The organism is Nocardiopsis sp. JB363, assembly GCF_900143625.1.
Lineage (GTDB): Bacteria > Actinomycetota > Actinomycetes > Streptosporangiales > Streptosporangiaceae > Nocardiopsis.
In genome coordinates, this window is the sequence record NZ_FRFF01000116.1 from 1 (window position 1) to 16,159 (window position 16,159).

General features: G+C 69.3%; 17 protein-coding genes. 6 read left to right on the top strand and 11 right to left on the bottom strand.

Annotated elements, in window-relative coordinates; translation table 11 throughout:
• Positions 1 to 43: 43 nt before the first annotated feature.
• The 3 genes from BQ8420_RS32820 to BQ8420_RS17210 all read right to left on the bottom strand — a co-directional run bounded on the left by BQ8420_RS32820 (position 44) and on the right by BQ8420_RS17210 (position 2,096).
• On the bottom strand, positions 44 to 427 hold the full coding sequence (locus BQ8420_RS32820; RefSeq protein ID WP_369825514.1) for a Scr1 family TA system antitoxin-like transcriptional regulator: 384 nt from the start codon (positions 425 to 427) through the stop codon (positions 44 to 46).
• Positions 428 to 639: 212 nt separating this feature from the next.
• Positions 640 to 1,476, bottom strand: a complete 837-nt coding sequence (locus BQ8420_RS17205; RefSeq protein ID WP_087100147.1) for a bifunctional 5,10-methylenetetrahydrofolate dehydrogenase/5,10-methenyltetrahydrofolate cyclohydrolase — start codon at positions 1,474 to 1,476, stop codon at positions 640 to 642.
• Complete coding sequence (locus BQ8420_RS17210) at positions 1,473 to 2,096, bottom strand: cyclodeaminase/cyclohydrolase family protein (protein ID WP_087100148.1); 624 nt, start codon at positions 2,094 to 2,096, stop codon at positions 1,473 to 1,475. Before BQ8420_RS17210 ends, BQ8420_RS17205 begins: the two co-directional genes overlap by 4 nt.
• 270 nt (positions 2,097 to 2,366) lie before the next feature.
• Here BQ8420_RS17210 and BQ8420_RS17215 point away from each other — a divergent pair, with 270 nt between their 5' ends.
• Positions 2,367 to 2,669 (top strand): hypothetical protein, encoded by a 303-nt coding sequence (locus BQ8420_RS17215; protein ID WP_235006326.1) that lies wholly within the window; start codon positions 2,367 to 2,369, stop codon positions 2,667 to 2,669.
• 222 nt (positions 2,670 to 2,891) lie between these two features.
• Here the strand turns inward: BQ8420_RS17215 and BQ8420_RS17220 are convergent, their stop codons facing one another.
• The 8 genes from BQ8420_RS17220 to BQ8420_RS17255 all read right to left on the bottom strand — a co-directional run bounded on the left by BQ8420_RS17220 (position 2,892) and on the right by BQ8420_RS17255 (position 10,871).
• Positions 2,892 to 3,764, bottom strand: coding sequence for a polyphosphate polymerase domain-containing protein (locus tag BQ8420_RS17220; protein WP_087100150.1), 873 nt, complete (start codon positions 3,762 to 3,764; stop codon positions 2,892 to 2,894).
• A complete protein-coding gene (locus tag BQ8420_RS17225; RefSeq protein WP_087100160.1) occupies positions 3,761 to 4,366 on the bottom strand; it encodes a DUF4956 domain-containing protein in 606 nt (201 codons plus the stop codon). Before BQ8420_RS17225 ends, BQ8420_RS17220 begins: the two co-directional genes overlap by 4 nt.
• A 142-nt stretch (positions 4,367 to 4,508) precedes the next feature.
• The gene (locus tag BQ8420_RS17230; protein WP_087100151.1) at positions 4,509 to 5,168 is read right to left on the bottom strand and encodes a response regulator transcription factor; all 660 of its coding nucleotides are present in this window, start codon (positions 5,166 to 5,168) and stop codon (positions 4,509 to 4,511) included.
• Positions 5,165 to 6,817, bottom strand: a complete 1,653-nt coding sequence (locus tag BQ8420_RS17235; RefSeq protein WP_087100152.1) for a cell wall metabolism sensor histidine kinase WalK — start codon at positions 6,815 to 6,817, stop codon at positions 5,165 to 5,167. Before BQ8420_RS17235 ends, BQ8420_RS17230 begins: the two co-directional genes overlap by 4 nt.
• Positions 6,807 to 7,193 (bottom strand): hypothetical protein, encoded by a 387-nt coding sequence (locus tag BQ8420_RS17240; protein ID WP_235006327.1) that lies wholly within the window; start codon positions 7,191 to 7,193, stop codon positions 6,807 to 6,809. Before BQ8420_RS17240 ends, BQ8420_RS17235 begins: the two co-directional genes overlap by 11 nt.
• 160 nt (positions 7,194 to 7,353) lie before the next feature.
• Positions 7,354 to 8,025 (bottom strand): response regulator transcription factor, encoded by a 672-nt coding sequence (locus BQ8420_RS17245; RefSeq protein WP_087100154.1) that lies wholly within the window; start codon positions 8,023 to 8,025, stop codon positions 7,354 to 7,356.
• Between the two features lie 255 nt (positions 8,026 to 8,280).
• On the bottom strand, positions 8,281 to 9,807 hold the full coding sequence (locus BQ8420_RS17250) for an amidase (protein ID WP_087100155.1): 1,527 nt from the start codon (positions 9,805 to 9,807) through the stop codon (positions 8,281 to 8,283).
• Between the two features lie 26 nt (positions 9,808 to 9,833).
• A complete protein-coding gene (locus BQ8420_RS17255) occupies positions 9,834 to 10,871 on the bottom strand; it encodes a D-2-hydroxyacid dehydrogenase (RefSeq protein WP_087100156.1) in 1,038 nt (345 codons plus the stop codon).
• A gap of 320 nt (positions 10,872 to 11,191) precedes the next feature.
• On the opposite strand from BQ8420_RS17255, the gene BQ8420_RS17260 reads away from it, so the two are divergent.
• The 5 genes from BQ8420_RS17260 to BQ8420_RS17280 all read left to right on the top strand — a co-directional run bounded on the left by BQ8420_RS17260 (position 11,192) and on the right by BQ8420_RS17280 (position 15,655).
• On the top strand, positions 11,192 to 11,674 hold the full coding sequence (locus BQ8420_RS17260; RefSeq protein ID WP_087100157.1) for a DUF3830 family protein: 483 nt from the start codon (positions 11,192 to 11,194) through the stop codon (positions 11,672 to 11,674).
• A 98-nt stretch (positions 11,675 to 11,772) separates the two neighbouring features.
• Entirely contained in the window at positions 11,773 to 12,723 is a 951-nt protein-coding gene (locus BQ8420_RS17265; protein ID WP_235006328.1) for an Asp/Glu racemase, read from the top strand.
• Positions 12,724 to 12,774: 51 nt separating this feature from the next.
• Positions 12,775 to 13,521, top strand: coding sequence for a maleate cis-trans isomerase (locus BQ8420_RS17270; protein ID WP_087100158.1), 747 nt, complete (start codon positions 12,775 to 12,777; stop codon positions 13,519 to 13,521).
• A gap of 116 nt (positions 13,522 to 13,637) precedes the next feature.
• Entirely contained in the window at positions 13,638 to 14,387 is a 750-nt protein-coding gene (locus BQ8420_RS17275) for a GntR family transcriptional regulator (RefSeq protein ID WP_235006329.1), read from the top strand.
• Positions 14,388 to 14,710: 323 nt separating this feature from the next.
• On the top strand, positions 14,711 to 15,655 hold the full coding sequence (locus BQ8420_RS17280; protein WP_087100159.1) for a hypothetical protein: 945 nt from the start codon (positions 14,711 to 14,713) through the stop codon (positions 15,653 to 15,655).
• Positions 15,656 to 16,159: the final 504 nt, after the last annotated feature.

A 16,159-nucleotide genomic window follows, 5' to 3' on the forward strand; every position in this document is an offset into this window, starting at 1 on the left:
CATGAGCGGGCACCCCAACCGGTACTGATCCCCGCCGCCTAACTTAGCGGCATTGGGCATGGGCGGGATTCTCGCCGACACCGAAGCGATGGCCGGATGGAGTGCCGGCTGCGGGAAATGCTTCTGGCAAGCATGGACAAGGCCCCGGTACCGGAAATTCCATGATCACGAAGTGGCCTGTCATAGCGGCATGTGAGCCGTGTGAGGTCGGGATGATCTGGATCCCGATATTCGGTCGGTGGCTGACTTCGATGAGGTATTCCAGCTGATCGCGCAGTTCAGATGTGATGTGGAGGAGAGCGGCCTCATCAATCACAGCCCAGAACTCCGGTGGCGTGGCTCGACTGAATACAGCCTTGCGAAGCATGCGAGCTTCGACGCGCCGGTCGTCTTCGGGATCGGGTTCCATGGAACCGGCCGAAGCCATCGCACGAGTTCACTGGTAGAAGCCGGCCCGGTGCGCAGGCGCAGCCGCCGGATCGCCTACACCGGCACACTCCGGGTCGCCGTGCACCGCGACCCGAGTACCCACGAACGACACAACACGTAGAACTCCCACGACCCCCACGTGCTCGGGCCCTCCACCAACCCACCCCGGGCACGCGGGGCCATTCGTCGCCGGGTCCGGCCCCCGACGGATCAGCGGGAGGCGGCGTCCACCACGTGGCGCAACAGCAGTGCCGTGGTCACCGGTCCCACACCACCCGGAACAGGAGTGAGCGCGCCGGCCTTCGCCGACACGGCGTCGGCGTCGACGTCACCGACGAGTCCACCGTCATCGGTCGGGTTGGTGCCCACATCGACCACGACGGCACCGGGACGCACGTGGTCCGCGCCGATGAGCGCCGGCCGGCCCACAGCCGCGACCAGCACGTCCGCGCGAGAAGTCACCTCGGGTAGATCCTTCGTCCGCGAATGGCACACGGTGACCGTCGCGTTCCGGTCCAGCAGCAGGTGGGCGAGGGGCTTGCCGACCACGGTGGACCGTCCCACCACCGCGACCTCCACACCCGCCAAAGCCACCTCGTGATGGTCCAGGATCGTCACCACCGCTTCGGCCGTCGCCGGCGCGAACGCGGGCAGGCCGGCGGCCAGCCGGCCGAGCGAAGCGGGGTTGGCCCCGTCCACGTCCTTGTCGACCGGAATCCGTTCGGCGAGTTCCGGCGCCGAGACCCCCTCGGGCAGTGGTGTTTGCAGGATGATCCCGTGCACCAGGGAATCCCGACCCAGCTCGTCGAGGCGCTCGGCGATGCCCTTCGCCGAAGCGCCGGCGCCCAGGTCCACGACGTCGCAGGCGATGCCGGCCTTCTCGGCCGCGCGGGCGATGGAACGTACGTACCAGGCACTGCCGCCGTCATCGGTGGCCACCACCACGGCGAGCCGGGGAGGGGCGCCCCTTTCGGTCAGCTCCGTGGCGCGTTCTCGTGTCTCCTGCCGAATCCGCGCGGCGATCTCCTTGCCCGACAGCACGCTCATCGGCGGATCACCTCGCGCACCTGTTCGGTCACCCGGTCGGCGTCCGTCTGAATGGTGTCGACATCGTCCGCCGCCCGCGAGAGACGGAGCGACAGGTCCGAGTCCTTGACGCTCGGCCGGTTGATCTCGATGTTCACCCGACTGGTGCCGGCCGCCGCCCGAGCGGCGTCCGCGGCGGCGGCCAGGTCGGTGACCACGTTGCGGTTGCCGATCGGAATCAACGCCGTGGCCAGGTCGATGATCTCCCGGGCTGCGGCGATCACCGACATCGGCGGTCGACTGGCCCCCGCGGCGGCGTCGGAGATCGCCTCCTTGCGGGTGGCCTTCTCCTCATCGGTGCTCCGAGGAAGCCCGTAGGCCTCGCCCATCGCCCCGAACGCGGTCTCGTCGGCGTCGGCGCATTCCAGCGATCGGGCCACGAGTTCGTCCGCGCTCTCGGTGATCCGGACGATCTCGTCGGCGTGATCGGCGTACTTCTCGCCGGTGCTGTACCGGGCGACCATCGCGATCAGAGCCGCGCCCTGCGCCGCGTGGAGCGCCGCCGCCGCCCCACCGCCGGGGGTCGGTTCCCTGGCCGACAACCGGGCCAGGTAGTCGCCGATCTTCTCTGCGGACAGCATGAGGCATCACCCGTTCAGTGGCGTTCGTTGGTTCCTCGAAATCCTGTCACGCGCCCGGCTCCCGCGGCGGCTCGATCACCCGGGCCGCGTCGATGCGGAGCACTTGTCCCATTCCACCCCTACCGGAGCCCGAATGGCTTTACCGTCAGCAGAAGCAGGCCAGGGAGGAGCTCACGTGTACTGCGACTACTGCGGGTCCTGGAACGGCGGCGTGAACCAGAAATGCCGGAACTGTCTACGGCCCCTGGGCTTCCGAAATCGGCTCTCCACATGGATCGGAAGGTCCTAGTGCCCCCGGTCCATCCGGATCCCACCGAGGTCATCGAAGCCTGGATCCCGCACGACGCCCGTTGGCAGGCCCAGGCCCGCGTGCACGCCCGTCGTGGCTCGGAGCCCCTGCGTATCTACGTCACCGAACTGGTGCGCGACCACCGGGACGGGACGAAACCCATCAGCGACGACTTCGACCTGCGCACCCTGAAGGCCGTGCTGGAGGACCTCCCACGGGGCGGTCTGAGCGACGTGGACTGGCGTCGGGTCGCCCAGGCCCTCACTCACCCAGGCCTCCGATAACCCCGGAAATGGCAGGTTCCGGCCACCGGTCTGGACCTGTGAAGTGGCGGGTGACAACATTGGAGGGTCGTGTTCGCTCTCTTGTAGCGGGAGGGGGCTCACGGCGAGGCCGCCGTCTCGACCGGTTACGAGGCGGCGGCCGTCCACGTTCTCTCGTGAGCGCGTGGGGCCGAAGGTTTCACGTGAAACATCCGACCCCACGTTCAGCGCCCCGGCCTGCGATCACGTCCCGGTGTGAAGGCTGCGCACCGATTCCGGGAACTCCAGGCAGTGACCCATCGCGCGCAGCCAACGATTGCCCCGCAGCCCCGGCTCCAGCGTGGACAGGGTTGCCGCGTACTTGCTGAACCGGGCCTCCCGCAGCCCCAACCGGTGCAGTTCGCGTTCGGTCCGGGTGAGTCCGCCCCGCGTCTTGACCTCCAGCAGCACCATGTCCGGGCGCATCCGCACCGACCGATCGCCTCGATACCCGACGAGTTCGGTGTCGACCGTCACGCGTTCCCGGCCACAGGACGACACCACCGTGGACCGGCGGTAGTCCGTCACGGCGGCGGCCAACAACGTGTCCGGCGTCGCCATCCGGTAGCCGGCCAGGGACCTGTCGAGGAACTCCCGAGTTCGCCAGGTCAACCGGTCCGAGGGCGTCTCCATCGGCAGTTCGAGCCGCACCTTGTCGGTGATGCCGCGTGCCCCCTTCAGCTTCACCTCGAACATCTTGGTGTCGGTGTCCACGTAGGTGCGGGTGCGCACCTTGTACCGGAGCCGCCGACCCTGGCGGTGGTCGTGGAACGTGCCCAGGTCCGGGGTGTCCATGTAGGTGGACGAGTACCGGAAGGAGGTCCGGCCGCCGATCTCCAGGACCCCGAAGTCCCGCTCGGCGCCCGCGAAGAGCTCTGGCATCAGCTCGATGGGAACCAGGTACTTGCGGCAGGTCCGGGTGACCAGGGCGGCGCGTTCGTTCATCTGCGCGAGCGATACCGGGCGCAGCCCTGCCAGGCCGGGCGGGGCCTGCCCGGGGGAGAGCTCGGGGGAATGCTCGGGGGAGTGCCCGGCGGCGAGGGACCCCGTCGGGCCGCTGACGAGTGAGGGCCTCATCGGTCACCCCACCATGCCGGCATCGGGTGACGGCGCCCGCCCGGCAGCGAACCCGGGGCCGATTCGAGCTTCGGTTCCAGGAACCGCACGTCCACCACCATGAGGTCGCGCACGTAGTCCACCTCGGTGACCTCCACCTGCCGCACCTTGCCGCGCAGCCGGCCCTCCAGGTCCTGGCGGAGCGCGATGGGGTCTTCGTGCACCACGTCCAGCGTCATGATCCGCCGTTGGGTGCGGGGCAGGAGCTTTGGGTGGCCCGCCACGTACAGGGCGCCCAACAGCAACACGTTCAGACCCACCATCACCAGCGGGGGCGCGATCGCGTTGATCAGGCCCAGGGCGATGGCGATGAAGTAGTAGCCGATCTCGCCCTGGCTGATCGTGTCCGAACGCAGCCGGAGGATCGACAGCACACCGAACAGCCCGAAGCCGACTGCCAGCCCCACCTCCTGGCGGGCCATCATCGCCACCACGGCGAAGATGCCGATGTTCAGCGCCACGTAGGCCAGCAGTAGGTCCCGACGGCCGTGCCGTCGGAAGTAGAGGACGTAGGACAACACCGTGACCGCGGCCAGGTCGACCGCCAAAGCGAACCAGATCATGATCATCATCCTGGGCACCCGCGGTGAGGCGATCATGAGCGCCGGATGAGGAAACCCTCATGATCGCCCAATGCCCAATGGCCAACCGATCAATGCCCAACGCCCAACGGCCAACCGGTCAAACGGCTAACCGGTCAATCGGTCAACCGGCCAGCCGGTATCCCATGCCCCGCACCGTCACGATCCGCTCCGCGCCCACCTTGCGGCGCAGCGCTCGTACGAACACGTCCACCACGTTCGATCCGGGATCGTAGTCGTAGCCCCACACGTGCGACAGCATCTGCTGTCGGGTCAACACCTGCCCCGGGTGCCGCATGAGCAGCTCCAACAGGGCGAACTCGCGGGCGGTCAGGTCCACGGTCGACTCGTCCACCGACGCCCGTCGGGTGCGCAGGTCCAGGGAGAGCCCACCGGCGTGCAACACCGTCAGGTCGGCCGTGCGTTCGGTGCGCATCCGCAACCGCACCCGGGCCAGCAGCTCCTCGAACCGGAACGGCTTGGTGACGTAGTCGTCCGCCCCGATCTCCAGCCCGGTCACGGTGTCACGCACGCCGTCCCGTGCGGTCAGGATCACCACGGGGGTGTCCACACCCATCGCCCGGAGCCGGCGCAGCACGTCGAACCCGTCGGTGTCGGGCAGTCCCAGGTCCAACAACATCAAGTCGAACCCGCCGGTGACGGCGTAGTCCACGGCCTCCGCGCCGGTGCCCACTACGGTGGTGGTGAACCCGTTCGCGGTCAGGCCCTTGCGGACGAACGAGGCGATCCGCTCCTCGTCCTCGACGATGAGTACGCGACTCACGCGTGCTCCCTTCCGATGGTTCTGTCGACCGGGATGACCAGGGTGAACGTCGACCCTTGGCCAGGTGCCGAACGCAGGTCGACCCTGCCATGGTGCGCTTCGGCGATGGCGCGGACGATGGCCAGGCCGAGCCCGGCGCCGCCGTCGCCGCCCCGTGCGGTCCGCCCACCCCGGGAGAAACGTTCGAAGACCCGGCCATGGTCCTCGGTAGGGATGCCCGCTCCCTGGTCGGACACCCACAGGCGGACGTCCGAGCCCACCAGGGCGGACCCGATCCGCACGGTGGACCCCGGTGCGCTGTACCGGACCGCGTTGGCGGCCAGCTGCACCATCGCCTGGGTGATCCGCTGCGGGTCGAGCCGGGCCGTGCCCTCGGCGACGGTCTCCAACCGCCAGGACCGATCGCCCAACGGACGCACCTTCGCGTCGATGTCGCTGGTCAACTCTGCCAGCGAGACGGGCTCGGATCGGACGAAGTCGGGCTGTTGCGCCTTGGCGAGCAGCAGCAGATCCTCCACGATCCGCCCCATGCGGTCCAGTTCGTCGGTGACCAGCCGAACGACCTCCTCACGTTCCTCGGGGGAGTCGCCCATGAGTTCGAGGTGCCCGCGCACGATGGTGATGGGGGTGCGCAGTTCGTGGCCGGCGTCGTCGACGAACCGTCGCTGAGCGGTGAAGGCTCCCTCCAGCCGGTCCAGCATGTTGTTGAACTGTTCGGCCAGGGCGGCGATGTCGTCCCGCCCGGACACCTCGATCCGCTGGGTGAGGTCCTCCTCGCCGATCGCCGCGGCGGTGCGGCGCACCAGCCGGACCGGGGCGAGGATGCGTCCGGCCACCCACCAGGCCGCCGTACCCGCGGCGATCAGGCCGAGCGTGCTCACCAGAGCGATGGTGCCCATGGTGGCGCGGGTGGCGGCCTGGTCCTCGTCGGTGAAGTAGCCGATGACGAACCAGCCGGCCGGGCTCTGGGCGCCCTCCGGGGGCAGCGCGCGGACCTTCTCCCACTCGACCGGACCCGCGGGGGTGTCGAGCGTGCCGCGTGCGTCCGAGGACTCCAAGATGGCCGCGACGGACTCCGGGTCGGCGGAAACGTCGTGCGGTGGGTCTTGGCCCTGGCGGATCCGTCCGGGTTCGACCGCCGTCTCTCCCTCGCTCCCGGAAGCTCCCCCTCGTTGTCGCGGGGTCTCGGCGTTCTCGCCCTCCTCGACCCAGCCGAAGAGGATCTCGGAGTCGTCGGAGTGCTGCCGCTCCAAGTGGACACGGATGAGGGAGGCCACGTCGGTGAAGGGTTCCCCGGTCAGCGGGTCGACGCCCACGGACGCGAACTCCTCGAACTCGCCGGTCTCCTGGCTCAGCGCCCGATCGACGCGTTCGTCCATCCGAGCCGTCAGCGCGCTCCAGGTGACGATGTTGACCAGGAGGAGCACGACGGCCATGAGCAGGACCACCCAGGCCATGATGATGAGCCGCGCGGGAACGCGGCGGTGGTGGGGGAGTTCGGGTTGTGGGCCGCGCAGCACCAGGGTCGGGAACACGGAAGTGCCCTCGGAACGGCTCGCGGAGTGGCCAGTGGAGTGCCCCTCGGGGCCGCCGCCTCGCGGGAACCGGACAGTGGTGGAGTCGGGGGAGTCCTCTGGATCAGTCGTCATCGTCATCGTCCCCGAACCGCTGGTCCAGGCAGATCTCCCACCGGTCGTCCCATTCGTCCTCGCCCCAGTTCTCCTGCCCGGAGCCCTCGTCGAGACAGTCGAAGGGGAATCCGGTCGGGCCCGGTTCCGGAGCCGGCTCGGCCTCCGGACTCGGCTCGGCCGGTTCACCCGACTCCTCGGTGAGGGGAGGGGGAGGCGCGACCACGCCGTCGTCGGTGGGATCGGCGGTGACACCCTCGGGGGACTCACCGACCACCACCTCCGAGGCGGGGACCGGATCCGGGGAACGAAGGAAGAACGCCCAGGCCAGGGCGGCGAGCGCCACGAGGACGACCGTCAACGTCCCGGTGACCAGGGGCACCAGAGGTGATCTCATATCGACAAAGCCTCCCCGTCCCGAAGGAAGACAGGATGAAGCGAACGTGAAGAAGGCTTCATCTTCCCAGTTCGAGGGGGCACGGAACAGGCCCGGGTGGAACGGGTCCCATCGGAACGGGCCCCTCACGAGGAGGGGCCCGATCAGGTTCGATGGGGGTTCAGTAGCGTCTACCGCGGAGTTCGGCCACGAGGACCGCCGCCTGGGTGCGACGCTTGAGGTCCAGCTTGGCCAGCAGCGCTGACACGTAGTTCTTCACGGTCTTCTCCGCCAGGTACAGCCGCTCGCCGATCTGCCGGTTGGTCATGCCCTCACCGATGAGATCGAGGATCTGTCGCTCCTGCGGGGTCAGTTCCGCGAGGGGGTCGGGCTCGGCCTGTGAGCCGCGCAGGCGCTCCAGCATCGCGCCCGTGCTCCCCGAGTCCAACAGGGAACCGCCGGCGGCGACGGTGCGCACCGCGCCGACCAGGTCGGCGCCGTGGATCTGCTTGAGCACGTACCCCGCGGCCCCGGCCATGACGGCGTCGTACAGGGCGTCCTCGTCGGCGAAGGAGGTGAGCATCAGGCAGGCGATCTCGGGGTGGTCGGACCGGATCTCCCGGCAGACCTGGACCCCCGAACCACCGGGCAGTCGCACGTCCAACACCGCGACGTCGGGAAGTACCACGGGGATCCGTGCCAGAGCCTGTTCCGCGGTTCCGGCCTCACCGACCACGGTCATGTCGTCCTCGGTTTCGAGGAGGGAGGCCACACCGCGTCGAACGACCTCGTGGTCGTCGACGAGGAAGACCCTGATCTGTTTCCGAGCATCCTCGGCTCCACCGCTCGCCATGGTCCTCCCTCTCCTCGCGTCCGCGTGTTCGCGACACCACTCCGAGGAAGACGTTAATACGTATGCGGGGTTCATCGGGGGTCTTAAGCCATCAAAGTGGCCGGTCAAAGGTCCCAGAACCGGCCAAAACGTGTTTCGCGCCGCAGGGGGTCGATCACGGTTGGTGCGGATGTGATCACGGTCGTTTCATGGTCACCGTATCGCCAATGAGCACCCCGGGGACGACGGGCCCCCGGGGAGCCGGGGAACACGAGATCAGGGACGGTGCCCGGACCACGGCCGAGCCAGTTCGAAGGCACGGCAGGCCCGCAGCACCCGGGCGTCCGAGTGGCGCGGCCCCACCAACTGAAGGCCGATCGGCAACCCCGAATCACCGAACCCGCACGGCACACTCGCCGCCGGCTGCTGGGTCATGTTGAACGGGTAGCTGAACCCGGCCCAAGAGGTCCACCGCCGCCCGGACAGCTCCGGTGGCGACTCCAACCCCGCCTCGAAGGCCACCATCGGCATGGTCGGCGTGAGCAACAGGTCGTAGGTCTCGTGGAATCGACCCATGCGGGCGCCCATGGCCATCCGCAGGGCCATCGCGGTCAGGTAGTCGTGCGCGGAGTAGGACAGCCCTTCCTCGACGATCTCTCGCAGCCCCGGGTCCTGGAGGTCGCGCTCACGGTCGGTGAGCTTCTCGGTGGCCTTGGCCGCGCCCGAGTACCAGAGCACGTGGAACTCCTCCATGGAATCCGGCAGCCCCGGGTCGGCCTCCTCCACCCTGGCGCCGAGCTCCTCGAACACGCGCACCGCGTCGGCGACCGCGCGGGCCACCTCCGGGGCCACGTCCAATCCGCCCAGGGTCGGGCTGTAGGCGATCCGCATCCCCCGGACCAGTTCGCGCGGGTCCTCGCCGCGCCCGGCCTCGGCCAGCCCGGGACCGGGGGTCGGCATCGCCATCCAGTCGCGGGAGTCGAAACCGGAGATCACGTCCAGCATCAGCGCCATGTCGCCCACGGTGCGGGCCATCGGACCGGTGTGCGCCAATGAACCGAACGGGCTCGCCGGGTAATGCGGCACCAGCCCCCAGGTGGGCTTGATCCCGCAGACCCCGGTGAAACTCGCCGGGATGCGGATGGACCCGCCCCCGTCGGTCCCCGTGGACAGCGGGCCCATCCCCGCGGCGACCGCCGCCGCAGAGCCTCCGCTGGAACCGCCCGGGGTGGTGGACAGGTCCCAGGGGTTACGGGTGATCCCGGTGAGCGGGTTGTCCGTGACCCCCTTCCACGCCAGTTCGGGGGTGGTGGTCTTGCCGACGAGGACCACCCCGTGCTCGCGCATACGGGCCGTCACCGGGGAGTCCTCCTCCCACGGGCCCTCCTGGGAGGAGGTCACCGACCCCTTCAGGGTGGGCCACCCCTTCGTCAGGTGGATGTCCTTGATGGAGGCGGGCACCCCGTCGAGCTTTCCGACCGGTTCGCCGCGCCGCCACCGTTCGGCCGAAGCCTGCGCGGCCTCCCGGGCCTCCTCCGGACGTACCAGGCAGAACGCGTTGAGTGCCGGGTTGTCCCGCTCGATGCGTTCGAGCACGGAGTCGACCGCCTCCACCGGGGACAGTTCCCCGGTGGAGTAGGCGCGCAGCAGCTGTTCGGCGGACAGGTCGGCCGGCGTGCACTCACCGGAACGGGCCTGGGGGACGGCGGGGTCGGCGCCCGGCGCGTTCCCCGCGGTGTCCACGGCCACGCCGGTGGTCGTACCCGTGTCTTCGGTCCCGGCCCGGTCGGAACGGATCGTCACTTCAGCCTCCCAAGTCACGCGAGGGGTCAGCCGGGTACGTAGCCCCGGTCCTTGTCCACGACGTTTCGCAGTTCCCGCCCGTCCAGGTAACGGGCGAGGTTGTCCAGGAACAGATCGACCAGGTCCTCGCGCCAACCGACCACGTCACCGGACATGTGCGGAGAGACGAAGGACCCGGACAGGCCCCACAGCGGGTTGATGGCCTTGAGCGGTTCCCGTTCGAAGACGTCCAAGGCCGACCCGGCGATCGAACCCTCGTGGAGGGCGTTGACCAGGTCGGACTGGACGACGATGGGGCCGCGCGCGATGTTGATCAGCCGCGCGCTGGGCTTCATGAGGCCGAGGAAGTTCCGGTCGACGAGGCCTCGGGTGGCGTCGGTGAGCGGAGCGGCGACGACCACGTAGTCGGTTTCGGGGAGGGCGTCGACCAGCGTGGGACCGTCGTCGGCGGTGCGTTCCTCCAGGCTGGAGGCGACCACGTGGCCGAAGTCGGGGTCGCCATCGCGGGCGTGGCTGCCGGAGGCGCGCACCTCCATCCCCACCGCGGCGAGCTTGCGCCCGATCGCCCGACCGATGGGGCCGGTGCCGACCACCAGGGCTCGTTTGCCGGTGACCCGCTCGGTCTCGCGGTGCAGCCATCGACGCTCGTGCTGGAGCTCCGATGTGCGCTGGAAGTCCTTGGCGAAGGAGATGACCAGCCCCAGGACGTATTCGGCGATGTGTTCGTCGAAGACCCCGCGCGAGTTGGTGACCACGGCGTCGTCGTCGACCAGCCCGGGGAACATCAGGTTGTCCACCCCGGTGGTGGCGGCGTGCACCCACCGCAGCCGGTCGGCCTTGGGCCAGGACGAGGCGAGCGCTTCGGTGAACAGATCCCACACCAGCAGCGCGTCGGTGCCGGGCAGGGCGGCGGACAGCCCCTCGGCGTTGGTGTAGACGACCTCGCCCAGCCCCGGGTGGTCGTCGAGACGTTCGTGCCCCGGCGGCAGGTCCTCGCCGTGGAGGACGAGCAGGCGGGGTCGTTCGGGAGCGGAGACGGTGGTGGAGCCGGGAGGACGGTTCACTGGCACGAGCTTTCCGGTAGCGACTGGTGATGCGGTGCCGTCGGGGTGCTGGTTCGCCCTACACCGGAAACGCTAAGGAGCCCGCATAGGATTGTCAACAATCCACAAAAGGGCTGTTCTGGGGCAAAGGCGCACCTCGCGCCCCCGTCGGCACTGGCGGGATACCCGTTCGGTGGAGGTCTATTGCCCGATCCGGGAGGTTGATCGTAAGATTGTCGACAATCGACAGTGTCGTGACCGATGCGGCCCGAGCGACACCTCGGGCCGGTCTCCCAGGACTCATGTAGGCCCCGCCGAAGGGAACCCGCTTGCCCAGGTACATGACCGTCACGCTCGCCCGACGCGGGGTCTCCTGCGTCGCCGAACTCCTCGACAAAGAAGCGCCCCGCACGTGTGAGGCGGTGTGGAACGCGCTCCCTCAGGGCGACGCCGTCCAACACGCCAAGTACGCGCGCAACGAGGTCTACACGATGGTGCCGCGGTTCGCCGACCCCGAACCCGGCCAGGAGAACCCCACCGTCACCCCGATCCCCGGTGACCTCGTGTACTTCTCCTTCGACTCCGGCATGCTCGACCACTCCTTCAAGGAGGACAAGGGCATCGGCCACCTGCCAGGGGTCATCGACCTCGCCCTCTTCTACGGCCGGAACAATCTGCTGCTCAACGGAGACGTGGGTTGGGTCCCCGGCAACGTGTTCGCCACCGTCGTGGAGAACCTGCCCGCCATGGCCGAGGCCTGCAACGACGTCTGGCGCTCCGGCAGCGTCGGCGAACGTCTCCTGTACGAACGGCTCGACCGCTGAGCGGCGGCGAAGAACCCCACCGCGCGGTGGGCCGTCCGGACACACCCGGAACACCGCGCACGGCTGGACAGAGAACATCAACGGGAGGTGAGTGACCGATGCGAACCGAGAGAACCGGGCCGGAACCCCAGGGCGACCCCGAACACACGAATCAGACGGTCCCGGTGCGGCAGTCCGAGCCGGAGACGGTGCCGGAGGCGGCGGAACGGACGCCCGAGCAGATGCCGGGACAGTCGACCGGACCAAAGGCGGAAGAGGCGAACGGGCGGACGCCCGGACGGGCGAACGTGCCGAACGTCGTCGAACTGTCGGCGGCGACCGTGACGCCCTGGCAGGACGGGGTGGGCGTCATCGCCCCCTACGACTTCGCTCTCGACCGTGAACTATGGCGGTGGACGCCCGACGACGTATCGCTGCACGTCACCCGCCTCCCCTACGTCCACGTCCCGGTGACGGTCGACCAGGCCGCCGCCCTCAGCAAGGGCAAGGCGGTGACCCGCGCGGTCAAGGCGCTCATGGCACCCGAACCCCTGGCCGTCGGATACGCCTGCGCCTCCGGCAGCTTCGTGCACGGGGCCGAAGGCGAACGCGAACTGCACCGCACCATGCTGGCGGCCGGCGCCCCCTGGGCAGCCACCACCTCGGGCGCCCTGATCGACGCGCTCCGAGTCCTGGACACCGACCGGATCGCGGTGGTCACGCCGTACGTGGACAGCGTGACGGACCGTCTCCTGGACTACCTCGCCGAACACGACATCGGTGTCACCTCCAGCGTCGGGCTCGGCCTCCTCAGCCACATCTGGAAGGTCACCTACGCCGAGGTCGCCCACGCGGTGCACGAGGTGGATCGTCCCGACGCCCAAGCCGTGTACATCAGCTGTACCAACGTCCTCACCTACGACATCATCGCGCCCTTGGAGCGCGAACTGGGTAAACCCGTCATAGCGGCCAACCAGGTCACCATGTGGGCGGTCATGCGCGCGGCCGGCCGTCGCGCCGTCGCGCACGGGCAGAGCCTGATCGACGTGGCCGCGCCCAGTGCCGTCTGACACCACCATCGACCACCCGCCCCGGAGAGCGCCTCGGACCAGAGGAGAGACATGACCCGCGTCGGATTCCTGTATCCCGGCCACAGCGCCGAAGACGACTACCCGGCCTTCGCCGACCTGCTCGACGACGTCGAACTGCCCCTCGTGCACACGCTCATGCGTGAGGACGCCCACCGCGTGGACGCCCTGCTGGACGTGGGCAGCGAGGGCGTGCTCGCCAAGGGGGCACAGGAACTCGCCGCGATGGAGGTGGAGGCCGCGGTCTGGGCCTGCACCAGCGGCAGCTTCGTGTTCGGCTGGGAGGGGGCACAGCGCCAGGTCCAAGGTGTGCGCGACGTCGTGGGCGTGCCCACGTCCAGCACCTCGTTCGCGTTCGTGCACGCCCTGCGCCAGTTGGGCATGTCCAAGGTCGCCATCGCCGCGACCTACCCGGACGACGTCGGCCAACGGTTCGTGGAGTTCCTCGGCGACGCGGGCGTCTCGGTGGTGTCCCTGGCCAGCCACGGCATCCCCACCGCCGCGGAGGTGGGGCGACTGGACCCCGACGACGCGGTCGACTTCGTCATCACCAACGACCATCCCAAATCGGAGGTGGTCCTGGTACCGGACACCGCCCTGCACAGCGCGAACCTCATCGACCCCATGGAGGCGCTCCTGGGCAAGACGGTGCTCACCGCCAACCAGGTGAGTGTCTGGGAAGGGCTGCGCCTGGCCGGGCGGTGCGGTGCGCGGAAGGGGCCCGGCAACCTGTTCCGAACGGGCCCCTCCACTGTCAGGGACCCGTTCGCCGCCCGTTAACCTCGGGGACCGGCCCATGTCCGGTTCGTCCGTCTGAGTCCGGCGCCCCGCGCTCGTGGTCGAGGTATCGACCGCCCGTCAGGGACTCGAATCGAGTCCCGAGAAGGGAAGACCCCATGTCATCCCCTGGTCAGCTCCGACCCGTCCCACGGCGCTCCACCGCCGAGCTGATCGCCGACCAACTGCGTTCGGCGATCATGTACGGCTCCCTCTCCCCGGGGGACCAGCTGGGCGAGGCCGAACTCGCCGGGCGTCTGGGGGTGAGCCGAGGGCCGCTCCGCGAGGCGATGCAGCGTCTGGTCCAGGAGGGTCTGCTCCGCAGTGAACGGCACAGGGGCCTGTTCGTGTGCGAGCTGACCCCCACGGACGTGCGGGACATCTACGTCGCCCGGCTCGCGGTGGAACGGGCCGCCTGCGAGTTGATCATGCGGGGCAACCGGGGTGAGGCCCTGGCCCGCCTCACCCCCGCCGTCGACCGGTTGGCGCAGGCCGCGGCCAAGGGGGACCGTGGGGAGATGAGCGACGCCGACCAGGAGTTCCACCGGACCCTGGTCAGCTGCTCGGGCAACTCGCGGCTGGAACGCATGGCGCAGACGCTGCTGGTGGAGACCCGCATGTGCCTGACGGTGATGCAGGACGTCTATCCGGAGCCGAAGGAGCTGCTGGAGGAGCACCGGCGGATCCTGGACACGATCGTCGAGGGCGAGGAGGAACGTCTGCTCACCCTGATCGAGTCGCACATGATCGACACCGTCACCCGGATCAACGCCGAGGGCAGGGAGGGAACCGGGGACGGCGACGGGGGTGGGCCCTCCGGGGTCGCCGGGGACAAGGGAGCACTCCCCGAGGCCGGCCCGGGGAACTGAGCCCGCGCGGCGAAAAAGAAACAAAGGGTCGGATTCCGAGTGGCTCGGAACCGGCCCTTTTCATGCCCGATGGGGGTGTGGTGACTCTGTGCGAATAAATCGGTCGAATGGGTTGCGAACCGGTGGGTGGCCCGTGCTAGTTTCTATTTCGGGCAGCGCATTAAGTCCATTTAGGACATAGGCCTTGGGGTGAGTTCCGTCGGGACACGGTCCAAGGGACCCGTGTCGGACTTCGCACCGAGGCCGAGTGCCTCCTGCCGGCCCCTCACACCCTCTCGACGGCCCTGAGCCGTCACCGTCCCCACGGTGGAAGGAAACCCCAAGTGTTCGGACACCACGGTCCCGCGAGCGCCCCGGGCGCACGCACCGCCGTGCTGTCCGATTCCTTGCGTCGGACCGTGCTGTTGCTCGGGCTCCTGGTCGGGGTCTTGACCGCGGGTTGGGTCCTCGGCGCCACCGACGCAGAGGCGGAGGAGATCTCCGTGGGCGCGGACACCGTGACGGTGGACGCCCCGGTCACGGACACCGTCGACCTGGTGGGGGACACTCTGGAGACGGAGATCGAGGAGCCGGTCGATCAGTCAGAGGTGGCCGAGTCATCGCAGGTCACCGAGGTCCCCCGGTCGCTGGAAGCCGTCGAGGCCCCCACCGTCGACGAGACCTTCGAGACGACGGAGACCGCGGAGGCCGGGCAGACCGAGGAGCCACGACCGCTGACCGACACCGTCGCCCAGACCGGTCGGGAGGCCACCGCCTCCGTGCGTGAGATCTCCGAGACCGACGTTCCGGAGATCGTGGTCGACGGCGATGACCTGGCGGAACCCGTTCAGTGGGCCGTCGACGAGATCACCCGGACGGTCGACGATCGGCTCGACCGGGTGGAGACCCCGCCCCGGTGGGAAGCAGCACCGGACCCCGCCTCGGGCGAGGAACCGGCGACGCAACCGGAGTCCGTGGAGGACCGGGACGACGTACTCGTCACCCCTGAGAGCCAGGGTCCCGAGACCGCCGTCGACCTGCTCGAACACGCTGATCCGACCGTGACCGGGTCCGACACGGTCACGGGTGACACGCCCTTCCACGACCAGCACGGATCCACCCCGACCGGCACCGCCTCCGCCTCGCAGGGAACGGTCACCGGGCTCGCGGGCCACCTGTCCGCCGCGGGCACCCCCATCCCGGCCCTCGCCTTCGAGGACGCCACCCGGCACGTCCTGCGCGCGGTTCCCACCGCGGGCGCCGACGAGCCCACCTTCGCCCCCGACTAGCGGGTCCCCTCCGGCATCCAGGGTCCTTCCGCCCAGGTGCCTCCCCGTCGCCTCGACACGCCCCGGCTCGAACCGGAAGCGGACCGACGCGACCCATGGACCCGCCCAGTCCCGGCCCGCCACCACGGCACATTCCGGCCGATCGCCTGGGGGCCGACGTGAGCCCCGCTCTCACCTTCGCGCACTATGCGTGCCAGACGAAAGCGGAGTTCAGGTCGGTCAACGGTCCACCGGACCCGAAGACCGAAACTCCCCCGATCGTGTACCGCCCCGCCCCCGAACCTGTGGCGCCATCCGATCGGGGCCCGCAAAGCAAGACATTCGGAAGGATTCCCATGCGCAATACCGCCCGCACCACCGCCAAGGCCCTGCTCATCGCCGCCGGCACCGCCGGTTTCGTCACCCTCGGCAGCGGCTTCGCGGCGGCGGACACCGTCGGCGACGTCACGGGCGCTCTCGGCACCGGCACCCTGGGGCAGCTGCCCGCCGTCGACACCGCCCTCC

Coding starts and splice junctions, on each gene's coding strand:
- BQ8420_RS32820 (WP_369825514.1), bottom strand. CDS start 427: ATGGCTTCGGCCGGTTCCATGGAACCCGATCCCGAAGACGACCGGCGC.
- BQ8420_RS17205 (WP_087100147.1), bottom strand. CDS start 1,476: ATGAGCGTGCTGTCGGGCAAGGAGATCGCCGCGCGGATTCGGCAGGAG.
- BQ8420_RS17210 (WP_087100148.1), bottom strand. CDS start 2,096: ATGCTGTCCGCAGAGAAGATCGGCGACTACCTGGCCCGGTTGTCGGCC.
- BQ8420_RS17215 (WP_235006326.1), top strand. CDS start 2,367: ATGGATCGGAAGGTCCTAGTGCCCCCGGTCCATCCGGATCCCACCGAG.
- BQ8420_RS17220 (WP_087100150.1), bottom strand. CDS start 3,764: ATGAGGCCCTCACTCGTCAGCGGCCCGACGGGGTCCCTCGCCGCCGGG.
- BQ8420_RS17225 (WP_087100160.1), bottom strand. CDS start 4,366: ATGATCTGGTTCGCTTTGGCGGTCGACCTGGCCGCGGTCACGGTGTTG.
- BQ8420_RS17235 (WP_087100152.1), bottom strand. CDS start 6,817: ATGACGACTGATCCAGAGGACTCCCCCGACTCCACCACTGTCCGGTTC.
- BQ8420_RS17240 (WP_235006327.1), bottom strand. CDS start 7,193: ATGAGATCACCTCTGGTGCCCCTGGTCACCGGGACGTTGACGGTCGTC.
- BQ8420_RS17245 (WP_087100154.1), bottom strand. CDS start 8,025: ATGGCGAGCGGTGGAGCCGAGGATGCTCGGAAACAGATCAGGGTCTTC.
- BQ8420_RS17260 (WP_087100157.1), top strand. CDS start 11,192: ATGACCGTCACGCTCGCCCGACGCGGGGTCTCCTGCGTCGCCGAACTC.
- BQ8420_RS17265 (WP_235006328.1), top strand. CDS start 11,773: ATGCGAACCGAGAGAACCGGGCCGGAACCCCAGGGCGACCCCGAACAC.
- BQ8420_RS17270 (WP_087100158.1), top strand. CDS start 12,775: ATGACCCGCGTCGGATTCCTGTATCCCGGCCACAGCGCCGAAGACGAC.
- BQ8420_RS17275 (WP_235006329.1), top strand. CDS start 13,638: ATGTCATCCCCTGGTCAGCTCCGACCCGTCCCACGGCGCTCCACCGCC.